The following is a 20,120-nucleotide window of genomic DNA, read 5'->3' as shown; positions in this document are numbered from 1 at the left end:
GAGATGGTCCATTCAAGATACTGGCCTATTCAAGATACTGGCCCGTTCAAGATACTGCAAAGCGAGACGCAATGACCAAGACATCCATATTTCCGATCGTCAGCCCGCCTACGCCCGAGAAGCGGCCGGTTTCCGACACGCATCACGGCATCACGCGAACCGACGACTATGCCTGGCTGCGGGCCGACAACTGGCAGGAAATGTTCCGCGACCCGTCATTGCTCGATACCGGGATCCGCGCAGAACTCGAGGCGGAGAATGCCTACCAGTCAAAGCTGATGGCCGACACGGTCGAACTGCAAAAGCAGCTTTTCAAGGAGATGAAGGGCCGTATCAAGGAAGACGATTCTTCCGTGCCGATGAAGGATGGGCCCTATGCCTATGGCTCGTCCTTCAAACTTGGTGGCGAGCAGCCGCGCTATTTCCGCATGCCGCGAGACGGCGGTGCCGAGCATATCCTGCTCGATGGTGACGCGGAGGCCGCGGGCAAGGCCTATTTCCGTCTTGGCGGCGTCGACCATTCGGCCGACCACGCAAGGCTGCTGTGGGCATTCGACGACAAGGGCTCCGAATTCTACACGCTTCGCGTGCGTGACCTTGCCGACGGCAGGGAACTTGCGGACCAGATCCCCGACACCGGCGGTTCAGGTGTCTGGAACGCCGCCAATGACGGCTTCTTCTATACACGTCTCGACCCCAACCACCGCCCGTCGAAGGTGCTGTTCCATGCGCTTGGCAACAGCCCGCAAAGCGACCGGCTGATCTATGAGGAAACCGATCCCGGCTTCTTCATGAATGTCGACGGCACCCGCAACAACGAGTGGATCATGATCGGCATCAACGATCACGAGACCTCGGAATACCGCCTGATGCGCGCCGACGATCCGTTTGCCGAACCGAAACTGGTGTCGCAGCGCGAGATTGGCCTTCAGTACGAGTTGGAAGAAGGCGGCGATATCTTCTTCATCCTGACCAATGCCGACGGCGCCAAGGACTTCAAGATCATGACGGCACCAGCGGGCGATCCCGTGCGCGCCAACTGGCAGGAACTGGTGCCGCACGAGCCCGGCCGGCTGATCCTGTCGGTGATCGGCTTCAGAGACCACATGGTTCGGCTCGAACGCAAGGAAGGCCTGCCGCGCATTGTGGTGCGCGATCGCACCAGCGGCGAGGAGCATCTTCTGTCCCTCGACGAGGAGGCCTTCTCGCTCGGCCTGTCGGGTTCCTATGAGTACGACACCGAGATCATGCGCTTTTCCTACTCGTCGATGACGACGCCGGCCCAGGTGTTCGACTATAATATGCGTACCCGCGAGCGGGTATTGCTGAAGACCCAGGAAGTGCCGTCCGGCCATGATGCGGACCACTATGTCACGCGGCGGCTGATGGCGCCGGCCAGCGATGGCGAACTGGTGCCGATCTCGCTTTTGCACCATCGCGACACGCCGCTGGACGGATCCGCACCTTGCCTGCTTTACGGCTACGGCTCCTATGGCATCACCGTGCCCGCCGCCTTCAACACCAACTGGTTCTCGCTGGTCGACCGTGGCTTCGTCTTCGCCATCGCTCACGTTCGCGGCGGCAAGGACAAGGGCTATGGCTGGTACGATGACGGCAAGCGGGAGCACAAGATGAACACGTTCACCGATTTCATCGCCGTCGCGCGCCATCTGGTGACGGAGCGTTACACGGCGCATGACCGTATCGTCGCCCAGGGCGGTTCGGCCGGCGGCATGCTGATGGGTGCCGTCGCCAACATGGCGCCGGATTGTTTTGGCGGCATCGTCGCCGAGGTTCCCTTCGTCGATGTCCTCACCACCATGCTCGATGCGACCCTGCCGCTGACGCCGCCGGAATGGCCCGAATGGGGCAACCCGATCGCGTCCGCCGACGACTACCGGACCATTGCCGCCTACTCGCCCTATGACAATGTCGCTGATCACGACTATCCGCCGATCCTGGCGCTGGCCGGTCTCACCGATCCGCGCGTCACCTATTGGGAACCGGCCAAATGGGTGGCCCGGCTGCGCGACCGCAAGAGCGGGGACAATCCGGTTCTGTTCAAGATCAACATGGATTCCGGCCATGCCGGTGCCTCCGGCCGGTTTTCGCGGCTGGAGGAGATCGCCTACACCTATTCCTTCGCGCTGAAGGTGATGGGTAAGGCGCAGCCTACGGGAGAAATCGACCGATGATCGATCTCGCTACACTGATTGCTTATGTCGCGGTTGTGCTCGGCTTCGTCTTCATCCCGGGCCCGGCCACGCTCCTTACCATAGCGCGGGCAACGAGTTCCGGAACCAAGGTTGGCATCGCGACCGGCGCCGGGATCGCTGTCGGCGACATCTTTCACACCGTCATGGCCATGATCGGCATATCGGCGATCATCGCCGCATCGGCGACGCTGTTCAGCGTCATAAAGTACGTCGGCGCGGCCTACCTGGTTTATCTCGGCATTCGCGCGATCATGGAGAAAACACCAGGCGGCCCGGCTGCCGGCGCGCTTGCGATCTCTGCCGGGAAGCCGTTTCGACAGGCTGTCCTGACCGAAGTGCTCAACCCCAAGACCGCTCTGTTCTTCCTTGCCTTCCTGCCTCAGTTCGTGCGGCCTGAAAACGGAACGGTGATGCTTCAGATGGCCGCGTTGGGGGTCATCTTCGTCGTACTGGGCCTTTTCAGCACGGTCGTCTTTGCCGTGAGCGCTGGCCGACTCGGCACGTTCCTGCGCCGAAATCCGTCAGTGTTACGATGGCAGGGCAAAGTTGTCGGCGGCATCTACTGCGCTTTGGGCGTCCGTCTGGCGCTGCAGCAACGCTGACTCCAGACGATGATCGACGCGCCCTTTCCGGAGGGCTGGGTGATCAGGACTTTTTTAAGTTCCCGTTGCTCATTTTCACTCGCAATTGCGGTGACCGCGCGCTACCCAGTGCGCGGCTTTTCCCGGCCTGACAGCCTCCAATCGCGTAAAGGTCCATTATGCTGCTCGTCGACGTCTATCTCGACAAATCGCCTATCCAGGGAATCGGCGTCTTTGCCAAGAACCACATTCCTCGCGGCACTCTGATCTGGAAGCTGGACCCAAGGTTCGATCGGCTCATCGAGGTCGAGACTTATGAACGTGCGGCCGGCCCGGTGAAGAGCTATCTCGATCGCTACTCCTATCCCGACCGCCGCGATCCGAACTACATCGTCTTCGAAGCCGACGACGCGCGCTATATGAACCATGCCAACGAGCCTAATTGCGACGTCTCCTCGCCCGAGGAGAGCTTTGCGCTGCGCGACATTGCGCCTGGCGAAGAGCTGACCTGCAACTACAATCATTTCTTCGAAACGGGCTTCGATTTTCTCGGCGACCGCCACCTGTCATCCGCAGACTCGGTCTAGTTTGCCGTCTTCTTGGGGGCCGGATAGCCGTTTGGATGCGCTGGGATCGCCTTGAGATAGGCGACGATGGCCGCACGGTCCTGCGGCGTCAGTTCGGCCATGTTCCGCTGGACGTCGACCATGGCGCCGCCGACCGAATCGAAATCGGGCGTGAAGCCGGTTTCGAGATAGTTGGCGATATCTGCCTCCGACCATTCGGCGAGACCGCCCTCGCCTGATGTGATGTTCGGCACGACGCCACTGCCTTCCGCGGCCACGGCGCCCGCCAGCCATTCGTTCTTCTTCGTGCCGCCCGCAAGATCGCGCGGCGTGTGGCATTCGCCGCAATGGCCTGGCCCTTCGACCAGATAGCGGCCTGATATCACCGGATCAGGCGTGCCTTCGGGGAAGGCAACAACCGGCTGGTCGCTGAGGTAGAGCAATTTCCACAGGCCGATGCCGCGGCGGATATCGAAGGGGAAATCGAGCGAATTGCCCGGCGCCTTGCCGGCGACGGCCGGCAACGTCTTCAAGAAGGCATAGAGATCGCCAATGTCGGCCGGATTCATGCGCGCGTAGGATGCATAGGGAAACGCCGGATAAAAATGCTCACCAGAAGGCGACACGCCCTTCAGCATGGCATTGGCGAGGTCCTCGACAGACCAGGCGCCGATACCGTCCTTGGGATCTTGCGAAATGTTGGGCGGCACGAAGGTTCCGAAGGGCGTCTTGAGTTCGAGGCCCCCAACGAGCTGAAGCCGCGTGTCGCCCTGTGAGCCCGGCTTTGCATGGCAGGATGTGCAACCGCCGGCATAAAAGATGCGCTTGCCCTTGGCAGCGTCGCCAGGACCGAGCTTGGCCAGAGTTTCCCTGTCGAGCCTCACCGGCGCCGACAGGACCCACCCGGCAACCGCGCCGACGCCGCCCAGAATGACGACGGCGCCGACAAGTTTTTTCAGCCACGCCATGGCTGGTGATCAGCCCTTCTTGATTCTGTAGCCTTGATGGCAGGTGCCGCAATCGGAGCCGATAGCGCCGACTTGCGCCTTCAGCGCGTCGGCATCGGCGGGAGCCGCAGCGACCGCAGCCTTGACGTCGGCGAGATATTTGTCCTCCGCTGCCTTGAAGCCAGCCATGTCTTCCCAGATCTTCGGCGAGGCCGTGGTGTCGCCGGTGTCGCTGCCGGCCGGGAACAGCGCATCGGCATCGAATTTGTCGGCATTCGCCTGCAGCGCCTGAAGTTGCGTCAACACAGCCGCCGCATCAAAGGGTTCCTCGCCCTTGACCACTTTCGACAGGCCGCCGACGATCTTTCCGCGTTCCTTCATCAGTGCCTGCCGATCGAGGATCGGGTCGGCAAAAGCCGCCGAGGCCGCGAGTGCGAGCATAGAGATGGCGATAACAAGCTTTCTCATTCAATTGGCTCCATGATGAAGGCATTTCGGGACAGGACGTTAACGGATGCATCAGGGGGAAAATTCCCTTCCCCCTGATGATTTTTGCCAGACCTTTGTTGTTACGGGAATCTCGACGCAGAAAAAGAAAAGCCCCGCGCGATGAACTGCCCCCCGAAAGTTGGGCATCAACCTTCGGGGGAGCAGTTCATCGCGCGGGGCTTCTCTACGATCGATCAGGACATCAAACGCGCTGTGTTCAAGCGGACTCGAACGACGCGGTTTGAGTCTTTGTTTTCGTGCATGTCGTTATCCCAAAACCGCTGCGCACTTTTGGGCAACATGCATCAGGCCTTTTCGTACAATTCGAGGACATGGTCCCAGTTGATCAGGCTATCGACGAACGCCTCGAGATATTTCGGCCGGGCGTTGCGATAGTCGATGTAATAGGAGTGCTCCCAGACATCGACGCCAAGGATCGGCGACGCGCCATGAACGAGCGGGTTCTCGCCGTTCGGCGTCTTCGAGATCGCCAGCTTGCCATCCTTGACCGAGACCCAGGCCCAGCCGGAACCGAACTGAGTCGTGCCGGCGGCAATGAAGTCGGCCTTGAACTTGTCATAGCCACCAAGATCGCTATCGACTGCCTTCTGCAAGGCGCCCGGCAGCTTGTTGCCGCCGCCGCCTTTCTTCATCCACTTCCAGAAATGGATATGGTTGTAGTGCTGGGCGGCATTGTTGAAGAGGCCGGCATTCTTGCCGAACGACTGCTTGACCACCTCTTCGACCGACAGATCACCCAAGCCGGCCTCGGCGGCGAGCTTGTTTCCGTTATCGACATACGCCTTGTGGTGCTTGTCGTGGTGATATTCCAGCGTCTCTTTCGACATGTAAGGCTGCAAGGCCTCATAGTCGTAAGGCAGAGCGGGCAATTCAAAGGCCATGGATAGTACTCCCTCGTGGAAAAATCCGGTGTCGATACCGGAGTAAGATAGGTCTGGAATGGATTGGGACAACTCCGGATGAAGCGTCGGTCGCCTTTTTATCCGCTCAAGCAACGGAAGTCGAATGCGCCCAAGCCCAATAGAGTTCGCGCGCCTTTTTGGCCACCGGCCCGGGTTGCAGATTGCGATCCTCGATACGCGTGACCGGCACCACCTTGGAATGGTTCCCGGTCGAAAAAATTTCGTCCGCTTCGAGGAAATCTCGCACCGACAGCGTCTTTTCTGTGGTCCTGAAGCCATATTCGCCGAGCAGCGTTATCGTGCGCGAGCGGGTGATGCCGGACAGGAAGGTGCCGTTCGGCGCAGGCGTAAAGACGTGACCGTCCTTGACCAGGAAGATGTTCGAGGTTCCGGTCTCGGCGACGTTGCCCAGCATGTCGAGCACCATTGCGTTGTCGAAGCCGCGCATCTTGGCTTCGAGAATGGCCCGACCGTTGTTGGGGTAAAGGCAGCCGGCCTTGGCGTTGGTCGGCATGGTTTCGATGGTCGGACGCCGGAACGGCGACACGGTCACCGAAAAGCCAGTCGCCGGAATCATCGGTGATTCATAGAGGCAAAGGCAGAAGCGGGTCGAGGCGGGATCGGCCGGCACGCCCATATAGCCGCCATGCTCGGCCCAGTACATCGGCCTGATATAGACCGCCGTCTTGCCGTCGAACTTCTTCAACCCATCCCATGTCAGCCCGACGATCTTGTCGGCGCTCATGTTCGGCTTCAGGCCGAGCGCGATCGCCGAGGAATTCACCCTGGCGGCATGGAGGTCGAGATCCGGCGCCACGCCTTCGAACCAGCGGCCACCGTCGAACACGCTAGTGCCGAGCCACATGGCGTGGCTGCGCGGCCCCAGAATGGCGACGTTGCCCTCGTGCCAATCACCATCGACGAAAGTCCATGTCGCGGATTGCGCCGCAGCCGCCAGTGTCATCGTGTCGTCCCGCCTCAATCGGTCTCGTGTGACGGCCATTGGAAGATGCTTTGGCGGGCGCCGTCAACCGGCATCATGGAGTTTTGTTGAGGCCAGTGCCGGGGCGCAATGCAATCAAAGCTTGCACCTTGTCGCACCTGCCCTCAAAACTGTTGTCATGCAATACGCCGCCTATGTCTTCGACGCCTATGGCACGCTGTTCGACGTGCATGCCGCCGTGCGCCGTCATGCAGACCGGATCGGGCCGGACGGCCAATTGTTGTCCGAGATCTGGCGCGCCAAGCAGCTCGAATATTCCTGGGTGCGCACGCTGATGGGCGCCTATGCCGATTTCTGGCAACTGACCGAACAGGCGCTCGATTTCGCCTTGCGCAAGGTTCCCTCGGCCGACCCCGGTCTCAAGGCGATATTGCTGGATGCCTACTGGCGGCTGGATTGCTATCCGGAAGTGCCGGCCGTGCTCAAGGCGCTCAAGGCTTCGGGAGCGAGGCTGGCGATTCTGTCAAACGGTTCGCCCGAAATGCTGCAGGCAGCGGTCAAATCCGCCGCGCTCGACCAGGTTCTGGATGACATCTATTCCGTCGACAGGGTGCGGCGCTTCAAGACCGATCCGGCTGTCTACGATATGGTCGCCACCGGCTGGCGCCTCTACCCCGGCGCGGTTTCCTTCCAGTCCTCCAACCGCTGGGACATTGCAGGCGCCACCAAATTCGGCTTTCGCACGGTGTGGATCAACCGTTCCAACCAGCCCGAAGAATACCAGGATTTCCCACCGGCCCTTATACTGCCGTCGCTCGAAGCCCTTGTGCCCGGCAGCTAGGAGACCTGTGTCTCTGGCGCCACAGTAGCGGCTCGGTCACAGCTTCGCCTTTGTTTGCCCACGTTCGGGCCAGAATCGGAACCGCCTATCGCCCCAGGTGTTGTCAGGCACCCTGCGGAACTGTCGGCGAATTCACGCTTTGTTGCGATTTGAGACTTAAAGAAGGCAACCATGTCCATAACCGAAATCGAATCTTTTCGCCTGAGCCGTCGCGGCTTTCTCAACGCCGCAGCCCTGGGCGCCGCTTCGATCGCGGTTTCCGCATGCGCCACTACCGGGCCGGGCCCGGTCGAGCCGCCGCCGCCAGCCTATGTCGAACCGACCCTGACCGATTATGTGACGATGTACGCGGCAGTCAGCGACGGCGGCTTCGATTTGCCGGCCATCCCCATCGACAAGATCGATCCGCAGTTCCTGCGTCAGATCGTTCCCGACCCGACGGGACAGAAGCCGGGAACAATAGTCGTCGATACCACCGGCCACTTCCTTTATCTGGTTCGTCCAGGCGGTCAGGCGATACGCTACGGCGTCGGCCTTGGCCGCGCCGGCTTCGAATGGTCCGGCGACGCCGTCGTTCAGTGGAAGCAGAAATGGCCAAAGTGGACGCCGCCGGACGAAATGATAGCCCGCCAGCCGGAATTGAAGCCCTACAGCGCCGACAATGGCGGCATGCCCGGCGGCCTCAAGAACCCGCTCGGCGCACGCGCGCTCTATCTGTTCCAGGGCAATGTCGACACGCTCTATCGTCTGCACGGCTCGCCTGAATGGCGGTCGATCGGCAAGTCGGTATCGTCAGGCTGCGTGCGTCTGATGAACCAGGACATTATCGACCTCTATGATCGCGTGCCCTCGAAGACGCCGGTCGTCGTGACCAGCGACGCCAGCCAACCCATGGTGGCGACGGCCAACCGACAGGCGATCCCGATCGACGCCGGCGTGCCGGACGGTTCGGTGCTACTTGGACCGGTCAAGGCGATTACCAATTCGATCTTCTGAGCAGGCGAAGGGGCGGCGGTTACGACGCTCCTTCACCGGATTGTCTCTCTGAAACGGAACCGATTCTGCATCGGCGGAGACCGGTCTGTCGCGTGGCGGCCCACTGCGATATTCTGTGGTGATGAAACTCAGCCAGAGCATACGGTTCTGCACGTCCGAGGACGGTACCCGCATCGCTGTCGCATCATGCGGGGAAGGCAAGGTGATCGTTCGGGCGGCGCACTGGCTGAGCCATGTCGATTATGATCTCGAAAGCCCGGTTTGGCGGCCATGGCTCCAGGCCCTTTCGGCCCACAACCAGTTTGTGCGCTACGATCCACGCGGTTGCGGTCTGTCGGATCGCCATGTCGCCGACCTCTCGATCGAAGCGTGGCACGCAGACCTGGACGCCGTGACGGCGACCATCGAGCAGCCAAGTTTCGTTCTGCTCGGTCTTTCGCAAGGCGGCGCTCTCAGCATCGCCTATGCGCTGCGGCATCCTGAGCGGGTGTCGCATCTGGTGCTGCTGAATGCCTACGGCCAGGGTGCGAGAGTTCGAGCGCAGACCGAGGCCGAGCGGTTGGAAGCCGAAACACTCGTCAATTTCGTGCGCATTGGCTGGGGACGCGAAAATCCTGCGTTCTGCCAGTTCTTCACCAACCTTTTCATTCCCAACGGGACACAAGAACAGCACCGCTGGTGGGGCGATCTTGAGCGCGTGACGGCAAGCGCCGACGTAGCCGCCCGCCTGCTCTGGCAGATGCAGGGGATCGACGTCCTCGACCTCGCGGTGAAACTCCGCGTCCCGACGTTGATCGCGCACAGCCGCGGGGACATGCGCGTGCCGTTCGATGAAGGCTGCAAGCTTGCCGCAGCGATCCCTGGAGCGCGCTTCCTGCCGCTTGAAAGCAAGAATCATGTTCTCCTGCCGACCGAGCCAGCCTGGAAGGTGTTCCAGGATGAACTCGATGCCTTCCTCGGACATGAGCGGCCCAGGCAGCCGCGCGCAATCCGAGAGGCCGGCCTGACACCTGCCGAGGCGGCGCTTCTGGATCTGGTCAAACAGGGGCTGGACAACCGCGCGATCGCGCAGCGCTTGAGCAAGAGCGTGAAGACCGTGCGCAATCAACTGTCGATGATTTTCAGCAAGCTCGGCGTCCACAGCCGATCGCAGGCAATCGTGATGACGCTGTCCGACAGAGAGCGAGCGCCCCAGCCCGATTGAGTTCCTCGCAGACCACAAATAAGGGACTTCTGTCCCTATTTGCATTCGCTTTCACTTCCCCCACGGGACTGCTGCATCATGCCCATCATCAGAGGGGGTCTCATCCTCGGAATCGGCGGAGCGACAAGCCGTCGTCCGAAGATCAGGAGGAACCCGACATGACGCAACTCAATGAAACCAGGCTCAATGAATTGGTAGGCCGCGTTTTGGGCGACCTTGGTGGTGCGGTCAGCGTGCCGTTGGTTCGGATCGGAGATGCGCTGGGTCTTTACAAAACGCTCAAGGAAATCGGCCCTGCGAAGGCCGACGAACTTGCCGATGCTGCAGGATGCGCGCGTCGCTACGTTCGCGAATGGCTGTCGGCGCAGGCGGCGTCCGGCTACGTGCACTATGAACATGGACGGTTTTCGTTGACGCCCGAGCAGTCATTCGTATTTGCCGAACCCGACAGCCCGGTCCATCTGATTGGCGGGTTCGATACCGCGGCTGCTATGGTCGAGAACCAGCCAAAAGTGGAATCGGCTTTCAAGACCGGGCGAGGCGTTGCCTGGGGCGATCAGGCAGGGTGTCTGTTCTGCGCCGTGTCACGTCTGTTTCGGCCGGGTTATGTCAATGCCCTGGTGAAGGACTGGCTACCGGCGCTTGACGGAGTCGTCGCCACGTTGAAGGCAGGGGCATCGGTGGCCGACGTTGGATGTGGGCACGGTCTGTCGACGATCCTGATGGCGCAGGCGTTCCCCGCCTCCCGCTTCATAGGTTACGACTTCCATCCGGCCTCGATTGCCGCCGCGACCGCGCATGCCCGGTCGTATGGACTGACGAACCTGAATTTCGAGGTCGGCCGGGCCCAGGATTTTGGCGGGCGCGACTTCGATCTGATCACCTGCTTCGACTGCCTGCACGATATGGGCGACCCAAAGGCCGCGGCGGTGCATATTCGCAAATCGCTAAAAGAGGGCGGCACCTGGATGATCGTCGAACCCATGGCGGGAGATACTCTGGAGGAAAATATCAATCCGGTCGGACGGCTGTACTACTCGGCCTCGACGATGATCTGCGTTCCCACATCACTGGCACAGGAGACGGGCCTCGCGCTCGGAGCTCAAGCAGGAGAGAACCGGCTGACGGACGTGATCCGGTCAGGTGGGTTCTCTCGTGTCCGGCGGGCTGCCCAGACCCCACTCAACATGGTGCTCGAAGCGACCTGACGCAGAAAAGGTCGGTTCGGGCCCTCCTCGAACCGGCCAACGTCTTTCCGCCAAAACCGGCTGTCCCAATGCCGCCTATCCGATGCGGCTCCAAGCCACGGGCATTTCGCCAAAGCGGATGCCCCTGCCTCAGATCCGAAGCTCACCGCCCTCTGGAAAGACTGCCCAATATCCCGCGCACGATTGCCCGGCCGACCGACGAGCCGACGGAGCGCACCACGGACTTGATCGCAGCCTCGGCCACGGTCTGGCGGCTGGACGGGCGCGGTGCAGATGTGCGCCTGCCACCGGATCGCGGCGCGGGATCGTCATTGCCGAAGCCCGGAATGGTCCAGCGCGAGCCGCCGCTGCCGGCCTGCTGGGCCTGCTCTTCGGCATCCTGCGCGTCCTTGGCCTTTTTTTGCAGCATTTCGAAAGCCGACTCGCGATCAACGGCCTGATCGTACTGGCCGGCGACCGGGCTTTCCTGGATCAGCTTTTGCCGCTCAGCGGCAGTTATGGGTCCAAGCCGCGAGGATGGCGGGCGGATAAGCGTCCGCTGCACCATGGACGGAACACCCTTGGCCTCAAGCGTCGAGACCAGCGCTTCGCCTGTGGCAAGCTGAGTAATGGCGGTCATGCAGTCAAAATCGGGATTTGGCCGGAACGTCTCGGCTGCCGTCCGGACTGCCTGCTGCTCACGCGGCGTATAGGCGCGCAGCGCGTGCTGGACGCGATTGCCGAGCTGGGCCAGAACCTTTTCAGGGATATCCAAAGGGTTCTGCGTGACGAAATAGACGCCGACGCCTTTCGAGCGGATCAGTCGGACCACTTGTTCGACGCGATCGATCAGCACCTTGGGTGCTTCGTCGAACAGAAGATGCGCCTCGTCGAAAAAGAACACCAGCTTCGGCTTGTCGGGGTCGCCGACTTCCGGCAGCACCTCGAACAGTTCCGACATCAGCCATAGCAGGAAGGTCGCGTAGAGCCGCGGATTCATCATCAGCTTGTCGGCGGCAAGCACGCTGATGGCGCCGCGTCCGTCACGGGTGGTGCGCATGATATCGGCGATACGCAGTGCCGGTTCGCCGAAGAAATTTGCGGCCCCCTGCTGCTCCAGGACCAGCAGCGTGCGCTGGATCGCCCCGACCGATGGCTTCGTCACGTTGCCGTAGCGTGAGCCGATCTCGTCGGCACGCTCGGCGATGTTGGCCAAGAGCGCCTGCAGGTCCTTCATGTCGAGCAGCAGCAGACCTTCCTCGTCAGCCAGGCGGAAGGCGATGTTCATGATGCCTTCCTGCGCCTCGGTCAGGTTCATCAGACGCGACAGCAACAACGGCCCCATCTCCGAAACCGTGGCGCGGATCGGATGACCCTGCTCGCCGAACAAGTCCCAGAAGATAACGGGGAATTCCTGGAAGTCATAAGGATCGAGCTTGACCTGTTCGGCCCGCTTGACGAGGAAATCCTGTGCCGTGCCCATCATCGCGATGCCCGACAGGTCCCCCTTGATGTCAGCGCAGAACACCGGCACGCCGGCGTTGGAAAATCCTTCGGCCAGGATCTGCAAGGTGACTGTCTTGCCGGTACCGGTGGCGCCCGTCACCAGGCCATGACGATTCCCATATTGCAGCAACAGCTGCTCGGCACGCTGATAGCTGTCGTCGGGCTTGCGGCTGGCGCCGATGAAAATACTGGTGTTGTCAGCCATATGCACGGTCTCCGCAAACTGATGTCTAAAGCCAGTGGCCTTGCCGCAGGTATAGTGAGGCCATTGCACAGCGACAATGCCATTCGTCCAAATCGGGGCCATTCGTCCAAATCCGGGCCATTCGTTCAAATCGGGTTTTTGGAGCTTGCGGATTTTGCCGCTGTTTGGCAATCGTCGTCCACGCGGACTGACCTATATCTGATGGATCGAATCCGGTCTCTGGAAGCGCATTGCATTGCGAAATCGGACCGGGGACCGTAGACTGAACCACTCCCGGCTGGTGCGGCCGCATGAAACGAGGAGGACGGATGGGCGCCGGAGCCTTGATCCAGGACGTGGAACCCGAGAACGCCGAGCGCCAGCGATGGCTCGCCTTGGCGGAAAAGGCATTGGCAGGCGCTTCCTTCGAGGAAAGGCTGGTCTCGCACAGCGACGACAACATCCGTATCGAACCGCTCTACGACCGCAGCACCGCGGCGGAACCGATCGTGCGCGCAAACCCGAAATCGCCATGGATCGTCAGCCAGCGAGTCGACGATCCCGACATCAACCGCGCCAGAAGCCAAGCGCTGGAGGATGTTGCACAAGGTGCCACGGGATTGTCGCTGGTCTTCGAAGGGGCGCCGAACGCGTTCGGATACGGCTTGCCGAGAACGGCGGAGGCGTTGGAGGCGGTGCTGGACGGCATACCGCTCAACCGCATCCAGGTTCGCATCGACGCCCATCCCTGGAGCCGCGCCGTGGCCGACTGGCTGGTCGCTTTCCTGAGCAAGCGGCGGTCGGACCCGGCAAAACTCAACCTCTCCTTCGGCATCGATCCAGCGGCGATCTTCGCGGGAACCGGTCGGCTGCGCATGTCTATCGAGGCGCTGCAGGCCTCCATGCCGCAGTCGCTGGCGCATTTCTTCGCGATGGGCGTTCCGGGCGTGCTGCTGGAAGCTGACGGGCGCGTGTTCCACAATGCCGGCGCCACGGAAGCGCAGGAACTTGGCATCATGCTGGCTTCGGCTGTCTCCTATCTCAGAATGTTCGAGACGGCGCGGCAGCCGCTTGTCTATGCTGCGCCTCATATCGGTTTTGCACTCAGCGTCGACCAGGACCAGTTGCTGTCGATAGCCAAGATGCGGGCGCTGCGCAGGCTCTGGGCGCGGGTGCAGGAGGCTTGTTCGATCCCGACATCCACGGCCAGTATCCATGCCGAGACGTCGTTTCGCATGATGACGGCGATGGACCCGGAGACCAACATCCTGCGCACCACCATTGCATGCTTTGCTGCGGCGTGCGGCGGCGCCGATTCGATCTCCATCCTGCCGCACACGATCGCGCATGGTCTGCCGGCGGGTTTTGCACGTCGTGTTGCCCGCAACACGCAGCTGATCATGGCCAATGAAAGCCATATCGATCATGTCGCCGATCCCGCCTATGGTTCCGGCGCTGTCGAGGCGCTGACCATGGAATTGTGCGAGCTGGCCTGGGCGGAATTGCAGACGATCGAAGCCGAGGGCGGTGTCCTGTCCAGCCTTCAGGACGGACACATCCAGAAGCGCGTCCACGCAGCGGCGGAGCAGCGCAATGCAGCCTACCGCACAGGTGAACGGGCCATCATCGGCACCACGCTCTATCCATCAAAAGACGAACGCCCGGTCGAGACGCTGGCGGCGGAACGGCGACCGGCCTTCACCGAAGGCGTTGCCGTCTGCGAGCCGCTGTTTCCAGTCCGCATCGACCAATCGATCGGAGCCGGCTCTTGATCCCGGACTTCGGCCAGATCGGCTGGATCCCGCCACGCCGCACGCCTGTCGAGGTCAAAGGCCAGCGGACCACGCCGGAAGGGCTCATTGCCAAGCATCTGTACAATCAAAGCGATCTCAAGGGGCTGCCGCATCTCGACACCTATCCCGGCCTGCCGCCCTTCGTGCGCGGCCCCTACCCGACCATGTATGTCCAGCAGCCCTGGACGATCCGGCAATATGCCGGTTTCTCGACGGCCGAAGATTCCAACGCTTTTTACCGACGCAACCTTGCCGCCGGCCAGAAAGGGTTGTCGGTCGCCTTCGATCTCGCCACGCATCGCGGCTATGACAGCGATCATCCGCGCGTTGCCGGCGATGTCGGCATGGCGGGCGTCGCCATCGATTCCATCCTCGACATGCGGCAGCTCTTCGACGGCATTCCGCTCGACGAGATGACGGTATCGATGACGATGAACGGCGCGGTGCTGCCGATCATGGCGCTTTACATCGTCGCTGCGGAAGAACAAGGCGTTGCGCAGAAGGATCTCGCCGGGACCATTCAGAACGACATTTTGAAGGAATTCATGGTCCGCAACACCTACATCTATCCGCCGAAACCTTCGATGCGGATCGTGTCGGACATCTTCTCATACACATCGAAGAACATGCCGAAGTTCAATTCGATATCGATCTCCGGCTATCACATGCAGGAGGCCGGCGCGACGGCCGACCTTGAGCTCGCCTACACGATCGCCGATGGCATCGAGTATGCCCGCGCCGGCGTCGCGGCGGGCCTCGACATCGACCGCTTTGCGCCTCGCCTGTCCTTCTTCTGGGCCATCGGCATGAATTTCTTCATGGAAGTCGCCAAGCTGCGGGCTGCGCGCCTGTTGTGGGCGACCCTGATGCAGAAGAATTTTTCGCCCAAGGACGAGCGCTCGCTGTCGCTGCGCACCCATTGCCAGACTTCTGGCTGGTCGCTGACGGCGCAGGATCCCTACAACAACATCATCCGCACCATGATCGAGGCGATGGCTGCAACGCAGGGCCATACCCAGTCGCTGCACACCAATTCCTTCGACGAGGCGATGGCGCTGCCGACCGACCATTCGGCGCGGATCGCCCGCAACACGCAGCTCATCCTGCAAAAGGAATCCGGCACCACGCGCATCATCGACCCGTGGGGCGGTTCGGCCTATCTCGAACGGCTGACGCATGATCTGGCGGCGCGCGCCCTTGCCCATATCGAGGAGGTCGAGGCGCTCGGCGGCATGGCCGCTGCGACCGAACAGGGCATACCCAAGCTGCGCATCGAGGAAGCCGCCGCACGCACGCAGGCGCGCATCGATTCCGGTGAGCAGATGCTGGTCGGCGTCAATGCCCATCGGCCCGAGTCCGACATCGAGGTCGACGTGCTGAAGATCGACAATGCCGAAGTCAGGGCGCGGCAATTGTCGAAGCTGCAACGGCTGAAGGGCACGCGCGACGTCGCCGCCGTCGAAAGCGCGCTCGATGCGCTGACCCGTGCCGCGCAAGGCAATGAAAACCTGCTGGAATTCGCCATCCGAGCCGCGCGCGCCAATGCCACGGTCGGCGAGATTTCATTCGCGTTGGAAAGGGCGTTTGGGCGCCACGTCGCCACGGTGCAGACCATTTCCGGGGTCTATCGCAAGGCGCTTGGCGATCATCCCGTGGTCGAGGGTCTGCAGGACAAGCTTGACGCCTTCGAGAAGAAGACCGGCGGCAAGCCGCGCATCCTGGTCGCCAAGATGGGTCAGGACGGCCACGACCGTGGCCAGAAGGTCATCGCCACGGCCTTCGCCGATCTCGGCTTCGACGTCACCGTCGGCGCGATGTTCCAGACACCGGATGAGATCGCCAGGCTGGCGGTCGCACAGGACGTCCACATCGTCGGCGCCTCGTCGCTGGCGGCGGGACATCTGACGCTGATCCCCGAACTACGTGACGCGCTGAAAAAGCTCGGCCGCGGCGACATGCTGATCGTCGCCGGCGGCGTCATCCCGCCGCAAGACTATGACGCGGTGCGGCAGGCGGGAGCTGCCGAGATCTTCCCGCCGGGCACGGTCATACCGGAAGCAGCGGATCGTTTGTTGGACCGGCTGCTGGCCTAGACTTGTTATAATATCTGTTGCAACTTCTCGCCGGTCGAGTTATAATCTGCGTTGCAACAGGATATCTGTCATGAACACGACCATTCGCAAGATCGGCAATTCCGAGGGTGTGATCCTGCCCAAGGAGTTGCTCGATCGTCTGAACATGAAGGCAGGCGACAGCATCGTCATCGTTCAGGAAGGTGAAGAGCTTCGTTTGCGTCGCACCGAAGACAGCGCCGAGGAATTCGAGCGTAAGATGAAGATCGCACGCGAGCGGATGAAAAAGTACGAGGTTGCCTACCGTGCGCTCGCGAAATGACCGAGCATCATTTGAGGGAGTTCGTGGAGTCGCTTCACGCTGAGCAGTTGCGCCTGCACGGCGGGGCGGCAGGCATACGTGATGAAGGCATGCTGGAGTCGGCGCTCTCCCGTCCACAGCAGCGAGAGATTTATGGCGATCCGGATCTTTGCGAACTGGCGGCGGCATACCTGTTCGGCATCGCCAAAAATCATCCGTTCGTTGACGGCAACAAACGTACTGCCTTTGCAGCGGCCGATCTGTTTCTTTATTTCAACGGATTGAGCGTCGAGGCCGACCAGCAGGACGTCATTCAACTGGTCTTGATGGTCGCTGCTGGCGAGATCGATGAAACTGGAGCCGCGGCTTTCTTCCGCGACCATGTCGTCAAGCTCGAGGATTAGCTCTCGGACAGCTTGACGATTTCCCATTCCTTGCCGTTGACGCTGGCCAAGTCGCCGACCTTCTTGCCGAACAGGGCCATGGCCATCGGCGAAACATGCGAAATGCTACCCTTGGCCGGATCGGCTTCGTCCTCGCCGACAATTTTCCAGTGCACCTTCCTGCCGTCGTCGCCTTCGATCGTGACGCCCATGCCGAAGCGCACCACGTCGCTGCCCGGCTCCGGTGCGGAGAGTTCGGCGCTTTCACGCCGGGCGGTCCAATAGCGCAGGTCGCGCGACACGACCGCGATGCGCTCGCGGTCGGCTTTGCGCTCGGCCTTCGCCAGTATGTCGCGCAGATCGGCAAGATTCTCGTCGATCATCGCCAGGCCGCGTTCCGTCACCAGATTGCGATGGTGGCTGACTGGCCGTTCACCTACACCGGCAATGGCATTTTCGCTGTCTTCCTCGCGGGTGAAAGCTCTGCTCATTTCCTGAACTTAGGCCCGCAGAGGCTGCTCGACAAGCCATTGTCGCGCGCTCGGCAGGAGAGACAGAACGGCTGGCACGATTCCTGCGATAAGCAGGCTTGAACGCTGGGATTCTGTGCCGATGTTGAACAGACGAACGCTGCTGACCGGGACCGCCGGCTTTGCCGTCATGGGGCTTGCGCTTGGCAAGGCGGTGGCCGCAAACCTGACTGGCATCGAGAAAGCCTCGATCCGCGGCTCGATCAATGCCACCGACCTCGGCGTGCAGCCCGGCACATCAGACGATCAGAGCAAGGCCTTCGCCAAACTCCTGCGTGACGCAAACAGCCGCGACATGCCGATATTCCTGCCGCCCGGCACCTATGTCGTCTCCAATCTTTCGCTGCCCGGCCGCGTGCGTCTTTCCGGCGTGCCGGGCGCGACGCGCATCGTTTACGGCGGTGACGGCCACCTGTTCATGGCCGAACAGGCCGACCATATCGAACTTAGCGGTCTGGTCTTCGATGGTTCGAACCGCACGATGGGCGATTACACGCAAGGGCTGCTCGATCTGCGCCGTATCGCGCACCTCGCCATCGACAATTGCCAGATCACCGGCAGCGGCAAGAACGGACTGGCGCTGGAACATGCGGCGGGCGGGGTCGAGCGCAGCGAGATATCGGGTGCCGCCGATGCCGGCATTTACTCGGTCGAGGCTGGCGGGCTGTCTATCACGGGCAACACCGTCTCCGATTGCGCCAATGGCGGCATCCTCGTGCACCGCTGGCAGGCGGCGGAAGACGGCACCATGGTCACCGGCAACCGCGTCCAACGGATCCAGGCACGCGGCGGCGGAACCGGGCAGAACGGCAACGGCATCAATGCCTTTCGCGCCGGCAATGTCGTCATCTCGGGCAACATCGTCTCGGACTGCGCCTTCTCGGCGATCCGGGCCAACAGCGCCAGCAACCTGCAGATATCGGGCAACACCTGCTCGCGCTCGGGCGAAACGGCGGTCTATTCCGAATTCTCGTTCGAAGGCGCCATCATCAGCAACAACATCGTCGACGGTGCCGCCAACGGCATCTCGATCGTCAATTTCAACGAAGGCGGCCGCATGGGCGTCTGCTCGGGCAACATTGTGCGCAATCTGTCGACCAGCGGCCCCTACCCCGCCGACTCGCCAGGGTTTGGCGTTGGCATCGGCGTCGAAGCCGACACAACCGTTTCCAACAACGTCATCGAGAACACGCCGCTCTATGGCATGCAGATCGGCTGGGGCCCGTACCTGCGCAATGTCGTCGCCACCGGCAACATCATTCGCAAGGCCGGAACCGGGATCGTCGTATCCGTGGTCGAGGGCGCCGGTACGGCCATCATTTCAGACAATGTCATCGACGGTGCGCTGAACGGCGCCATTGTCGGCCAGCGCTGGGCCGAACCGGCGACTGGCGATCTCACGTCATCGGACAATACCGGCTATGCGCATCTGACCGTCGAGCGCAATCACGTCAGTTGAGGGCTGCTGTCGGCCTCAGCGCCCCGACCTTGGCACCGTTGCGGTTTTCGATGGGCGTGTTTGCCAATTCGCTCAGCTTGAACGCCAAGGCCTCGTCGGCGCGCAACAGTTTGGCAAGGACGGCGGCAGCCATGGCTTCACCGGCGCGGCCGGCGCCATCGTCGCATTTGAGCGCGATGCCGAGACCGAGCTCCGGAATTGCGGCACAATGGACGCCCTCGGCGCCGCCTTTGGTGAAAATCCGCCCTGGTGCGGCCTGCATCAGCGCGACGTCTTCGCGGCCGCTGCCGGCAACCAAGAAGGGCTCGGCCATGCAGGCGGAAAGCAGCCGCTTTGCAGCCTTGGCTCGCTCTGGGCCAAAACCTGATGTCGTGGCCATGCGGGCAAAGCCGAGCGCGAAGCTCCTGAGCGGCACCGCATAGGTTGGGATCGAACAGCCATCGATGGCTCGCTGGTCCTCACCATGGACAGCGCCCGTGACCGACTGCATGGCATCGCGCACCATCTCCTGCAGGCCGTGTCCCGGCTTGACATAGCCGCGATGTGCAATGCCGGCGTGGACGCAGGTGCAGAGGAAGCCGGAATGCTTGCCGGAACAATTGTTGTGCAATGCGTTCGGCGAGCCGCCGCCGCGGGCGAGTGCAATCTCAGCATCATGATTGGACGGCCAATGCGTGCCGCATTCGAGCGCCGAACCGTCCAGCCCGGCCTTGGCCAGCATGGATCGCGCCAGTTCGACATGGGCCGGCTCGCCCGAATGGGACGCACAGGCAAGCGCCAGTTCGCGGTTGCCGAAACCATAGGCATCGGCCGCCCCGCTTTCGACCAGCGGCAATGCCTGGATCGCCTTGACGGCGGAGCGCGGAAACACCGGCTTGGCCGTGTCGCCGATCTCCCAGACAGGCTTGCCGTCGCCATCGAAGACCGCGACTGAGCCGCGATGCGCGCTCTCGACGATCGCGCCGCGCAACACTTCGATCAGAACCGGATTTGTCATGA

The 20,120-nt window shown here is 61.8% G+C and carries 19 protein-coding genes; 12 read left to right on the top strand and 7 right to left on the bottom strand.

Going from position 1 to position 20,120, the window contains the following annotated elements; translation table 11 throughout:
- The first annotated feature begins 71 nt into the window (after positions 1–71).
- The 3 genes from NKJ11_RS16655 to NKJ11_RS16645 all read left to right on the top strand — a co-directional run bounded on the left by NKJ11_RS16655 (position 72) and on the right by NKJ11_RS16645 (position 3,384).
- The gene (locus NKJ11_RS16655) at positions 72–2,195 is read left to right on the top strand and encodes a S9 family peptidase (protein ID WP_352793809.1); all 2,124 of its coding nucleotides are present in this window, start codon (positions 72–74) and stop codon (positions 2,193–2,195) included.
- Complete coding sequence (locus NKJ11_RS16650) at positions 2,192–2,818, top strand: LysE family translocator (protein ID WP_352793808.1); 627 nt, start codon at positions 2,192–2,194, stop codon at positions 2,816–2,818. The genes NKJ11_RS16655 and NKJ11_RS16650 overlap by 4 nt, the downstream gene beginning before the upstream one ends.
- A 158-nt stretch (positions 2,819–2,976) precedes the next feature.
- Complete coding sequence (locus NKJ11_RS16645) at positions 2,977–3,384, top strand: SET domain-containing protein (RefSeq protein ID WP_352759021.1); 408 nt, start codon at positions 2,977–2,979, stop codon at positions 3,382–3,384.
- Here NKJ11_RS16645 and NKJ11_RS16640 read toward each other — a convergent pair.
- From NKJ11_RS16640 to NKJ11_RS16625, 4 genes are all read right to left on the bottom strand, one after another.
- Positions 3,381–4,331: a cytochrome c gene (locus NKJ11_RS16640; RefSeq protein WP_352793806.1), complete on the bottom strand. Its 951-nt coding sequence runs from the start codon at positions 4,329–4,331 to the stop codon at positions 3,381–3,383. The two genes, NKJ11_RS16645 and NKJ11_RS16640, sit on opposite strands and share 4 nt — an antisense overlap.
- A 9-nt stretch (positions 4,332–4,340) precedes the next feature.
- Complete coding sequence (locus NKJ11_RS16635) at positions 4,341–4,778, bottom strand: c-type cytochrome (protein ID WP_023812782.1); 438 nt, start codon at positions 4,776–4,778, stop codon at positions 4,341–4,343.
- A gap of 326 nt (positions 4,779–5,104) precedes the next feature.
- A complete protein-coding gene (locus NKJ11_RS16630; protein WP_023812781.1) occupies positions 5,105–5,701 on the bottom strand; it encodes a superoxide dismutase in 597 nt (198 codons plus the stop codon).
- 106 nt (positions 5,702–5,807) lie between these two features.
- On the bottom strand, positions 5,808–6,686 hold the full coding sequence (locus NKJ11_RS16625; protein WP_352793805.1) for a branched-chain amino acid aminotransferase: 879 nt from the start codon (positions 6,684–6,686) through the stop codon (positions 5,808–5,810).
- 157 nt (positions 6,687–6,843) lie between these two features.
- Here NKJ11_RS16625 and NKJ11_RS16620 point away from each other — a divergent pair, with 157 nt between their 5' ends.
- The 4 genes from NKJ11_RS16620 to NKJ11_RS16605 all read left to right on the top strand — a co-directional run bounded on the left by NKJ11_RS16620 (position 6,844) and on the right by NKJ11_RS16605 (position 10,914).
- Complete coding sequence (locus tag NKJ11_RS16620; protein WP_023812779.1) at positions 6,844–7,506, top strand: haloacid dehalogenase type II; 663 nt, start codon at positions 6,844–6,846, stop codon at positions 7,504–7,506.
- A 171-nt stretch (positions 7,507–7,677) separates the two neighbouring features.
- Positions 7,678–8,502, top strand: a complete 825-nt coding sequence (locus NKJ11_RS16615; protein WP_352609874.1) for a L,D-transpeptidase — start codon at positions 7,678–7,680, stop codon at positions 8,500–8,502.
- A gap of 121 nt (positions 8,503–8,623) precedes the next feature.
- Positions 8,624–9,706: an alpha/beta fold hydrolase gene (locus NKJ11_RS16610; protein ID WP_352441365.1), complete on the top strand. Its 1,083-nt coding sequence runs from the start codon at positions 8,624–8,626 to the stop codon at positions 9,704–9,706.
- Between the two features lie 158 nt (positions 9,707–9,864).
- Positions 9,865–10,914, top strand: coding sequence for a class I SAM-dependent methyltransferase (locus NKJ11_RS16605; RefSeq protein ID WP_352609876.1), 1,050 nt, complete (start codon positions 9,865–9,867; stop codon positions 10,912–10,914).
- Positions 10,915–11,056: 142 nt separating this feature from the next.
- Here NKJ11_RS16605 and NKJ11_RS16600 read toward each other — a convergent pair whose 3' ends face one another.
- Entirely contained in the window at positions 11,057–12,604 is a 1,548-nt protein-coding gene (locus NKJ11_RS16600; RefSeq protein WP_352609877.1) for a helicase HerA-like C-terminal domain-containing protein, read from the bottom strand.
- A 308-nt stretch (positions 12,605–12,912) separates the two neighbouring features.
- Here NKJ11_RS16600 and NKJ11_RS16595 point away from each other — a divergent pair, with 308 nt between their 5' ends.
- The 4 genes from NKJ11_RS16595 (at position 12,913) to NKJ11_RS16580 (ending at position 17,153) form a co-directional block, all read left to right on the top strand.
- A complete protein-coding gene (locus NKJ11_RS16595; protein WP_352609878.1) occupies positions 12,913–14,355 on the top strand; it encodes a methylmalonyl-CoA mutase subunit beta in 1,443 nt (480 codons plus the stop codon).
- Positions 14,352–16,469 carry a methylmalonyl-CoA mutase gene (scpA, locus tag NKJ11_RS16590; RefSeq protein ID WP_023812773.1) on the top strand — a complete coding sequence of 706 codons (2,118 nt, stop codon included), beginning with the start codon at positions 14,352–14,354 and terminating at the stop codon, positions 16,467–16,469. Before NKJ11_RS16595 ends, scpA begins: the two co-directional genes overlap by 4 nt.
- A 70-nt stretch (positions 16,470–16,539) precedes the next feature.
- Positions 16,540–16,770, top strand: a complete 231-nt coding sequence (locus NKJ11_RS16585; RefSeq protein WP_023760503.1) for an AbrB/MazE/SpoVT family DNA-binding domain-containing protein — start codon at positions 16,540–16,542, stop codon at positions 16,768–16,770.
- The gene (locus NKJ11_RS16580; RefSeq protein WP_352441313.1) at positions 16,767–17,153 is read left to right on the top strand and encodes a type II toxin-antitoxin system death-on-curing family toxin; all 387 of its coding nucleotides are present in this window, start codon (positions 16,767–16,769) and stop codon (positions 17,151–17,153) included. Before NKJ11_RS16585 ends, NKJ11_RS16580 begins: the two co-directional genes overlap by 4 nt.
- Here NKJ11_RS16580 and greA read toward each other — a convergent pair.
- Entirely contained in the window at positions 17,150–17,623 is a 474-nt protein-coding gene (gene greA, locus NKJ11_RS16575; RefSeq protein ID WP_352441314.1) for a transcription elongation factor GreA, read from the bottom strand. The genes NKJ11_RS16580 and greA overlap by 4 nt on opposite strands.
- Positions 17,624–17,744: 121 nt before the next feature.
- Here greA and NKJ11_RS16570 point away from each other — a divergent pair, with 121 nt between their 5' ends.
- Entirely contained in the window at positions 17,745–19,121 is a 1,377-nt protein-coding gene (locus NKJ11_RS16570) for a TIGR03808 family TAT-translocated repetitive protein (protein ID WP_352441315.1), read from the top strand.
- Here NKJ11_RS16570 and NKJ11_RS16565 read toward each other — a convergent pair.
- Positions 19,114–20,118: an asparaginase gene (locus tag NKJ11_RS16565; protein ID WP_352793804.1), complete on the bottom strand. Its 1,005-nt coding sequence runs from the start codon at positions 20,116–20,118 to the stop codon at positions 19,114–19,116. The two genes, NKJ11_RS16570 and NKJ11_RS16565, sit on opposite strands and share 8 nt — an antisense overlap.
- Between the last annotated feature and the right edge of the window lie 2 nt (positions 20,119–20,120).

The sequence above is a fragment of the Mesorhizobium sp. M0243 genome, assembly GCF_040321775.1.
Taxonomy (GTDB): Bacteria; Pseudomonadota; Alphaproteobacteria; order Rhizobiales; family Rhizobiaceae; genus Mesorhizobium.
This window is presented reverse-complemented; position numbering and strand designations above follow the sequence as displayed.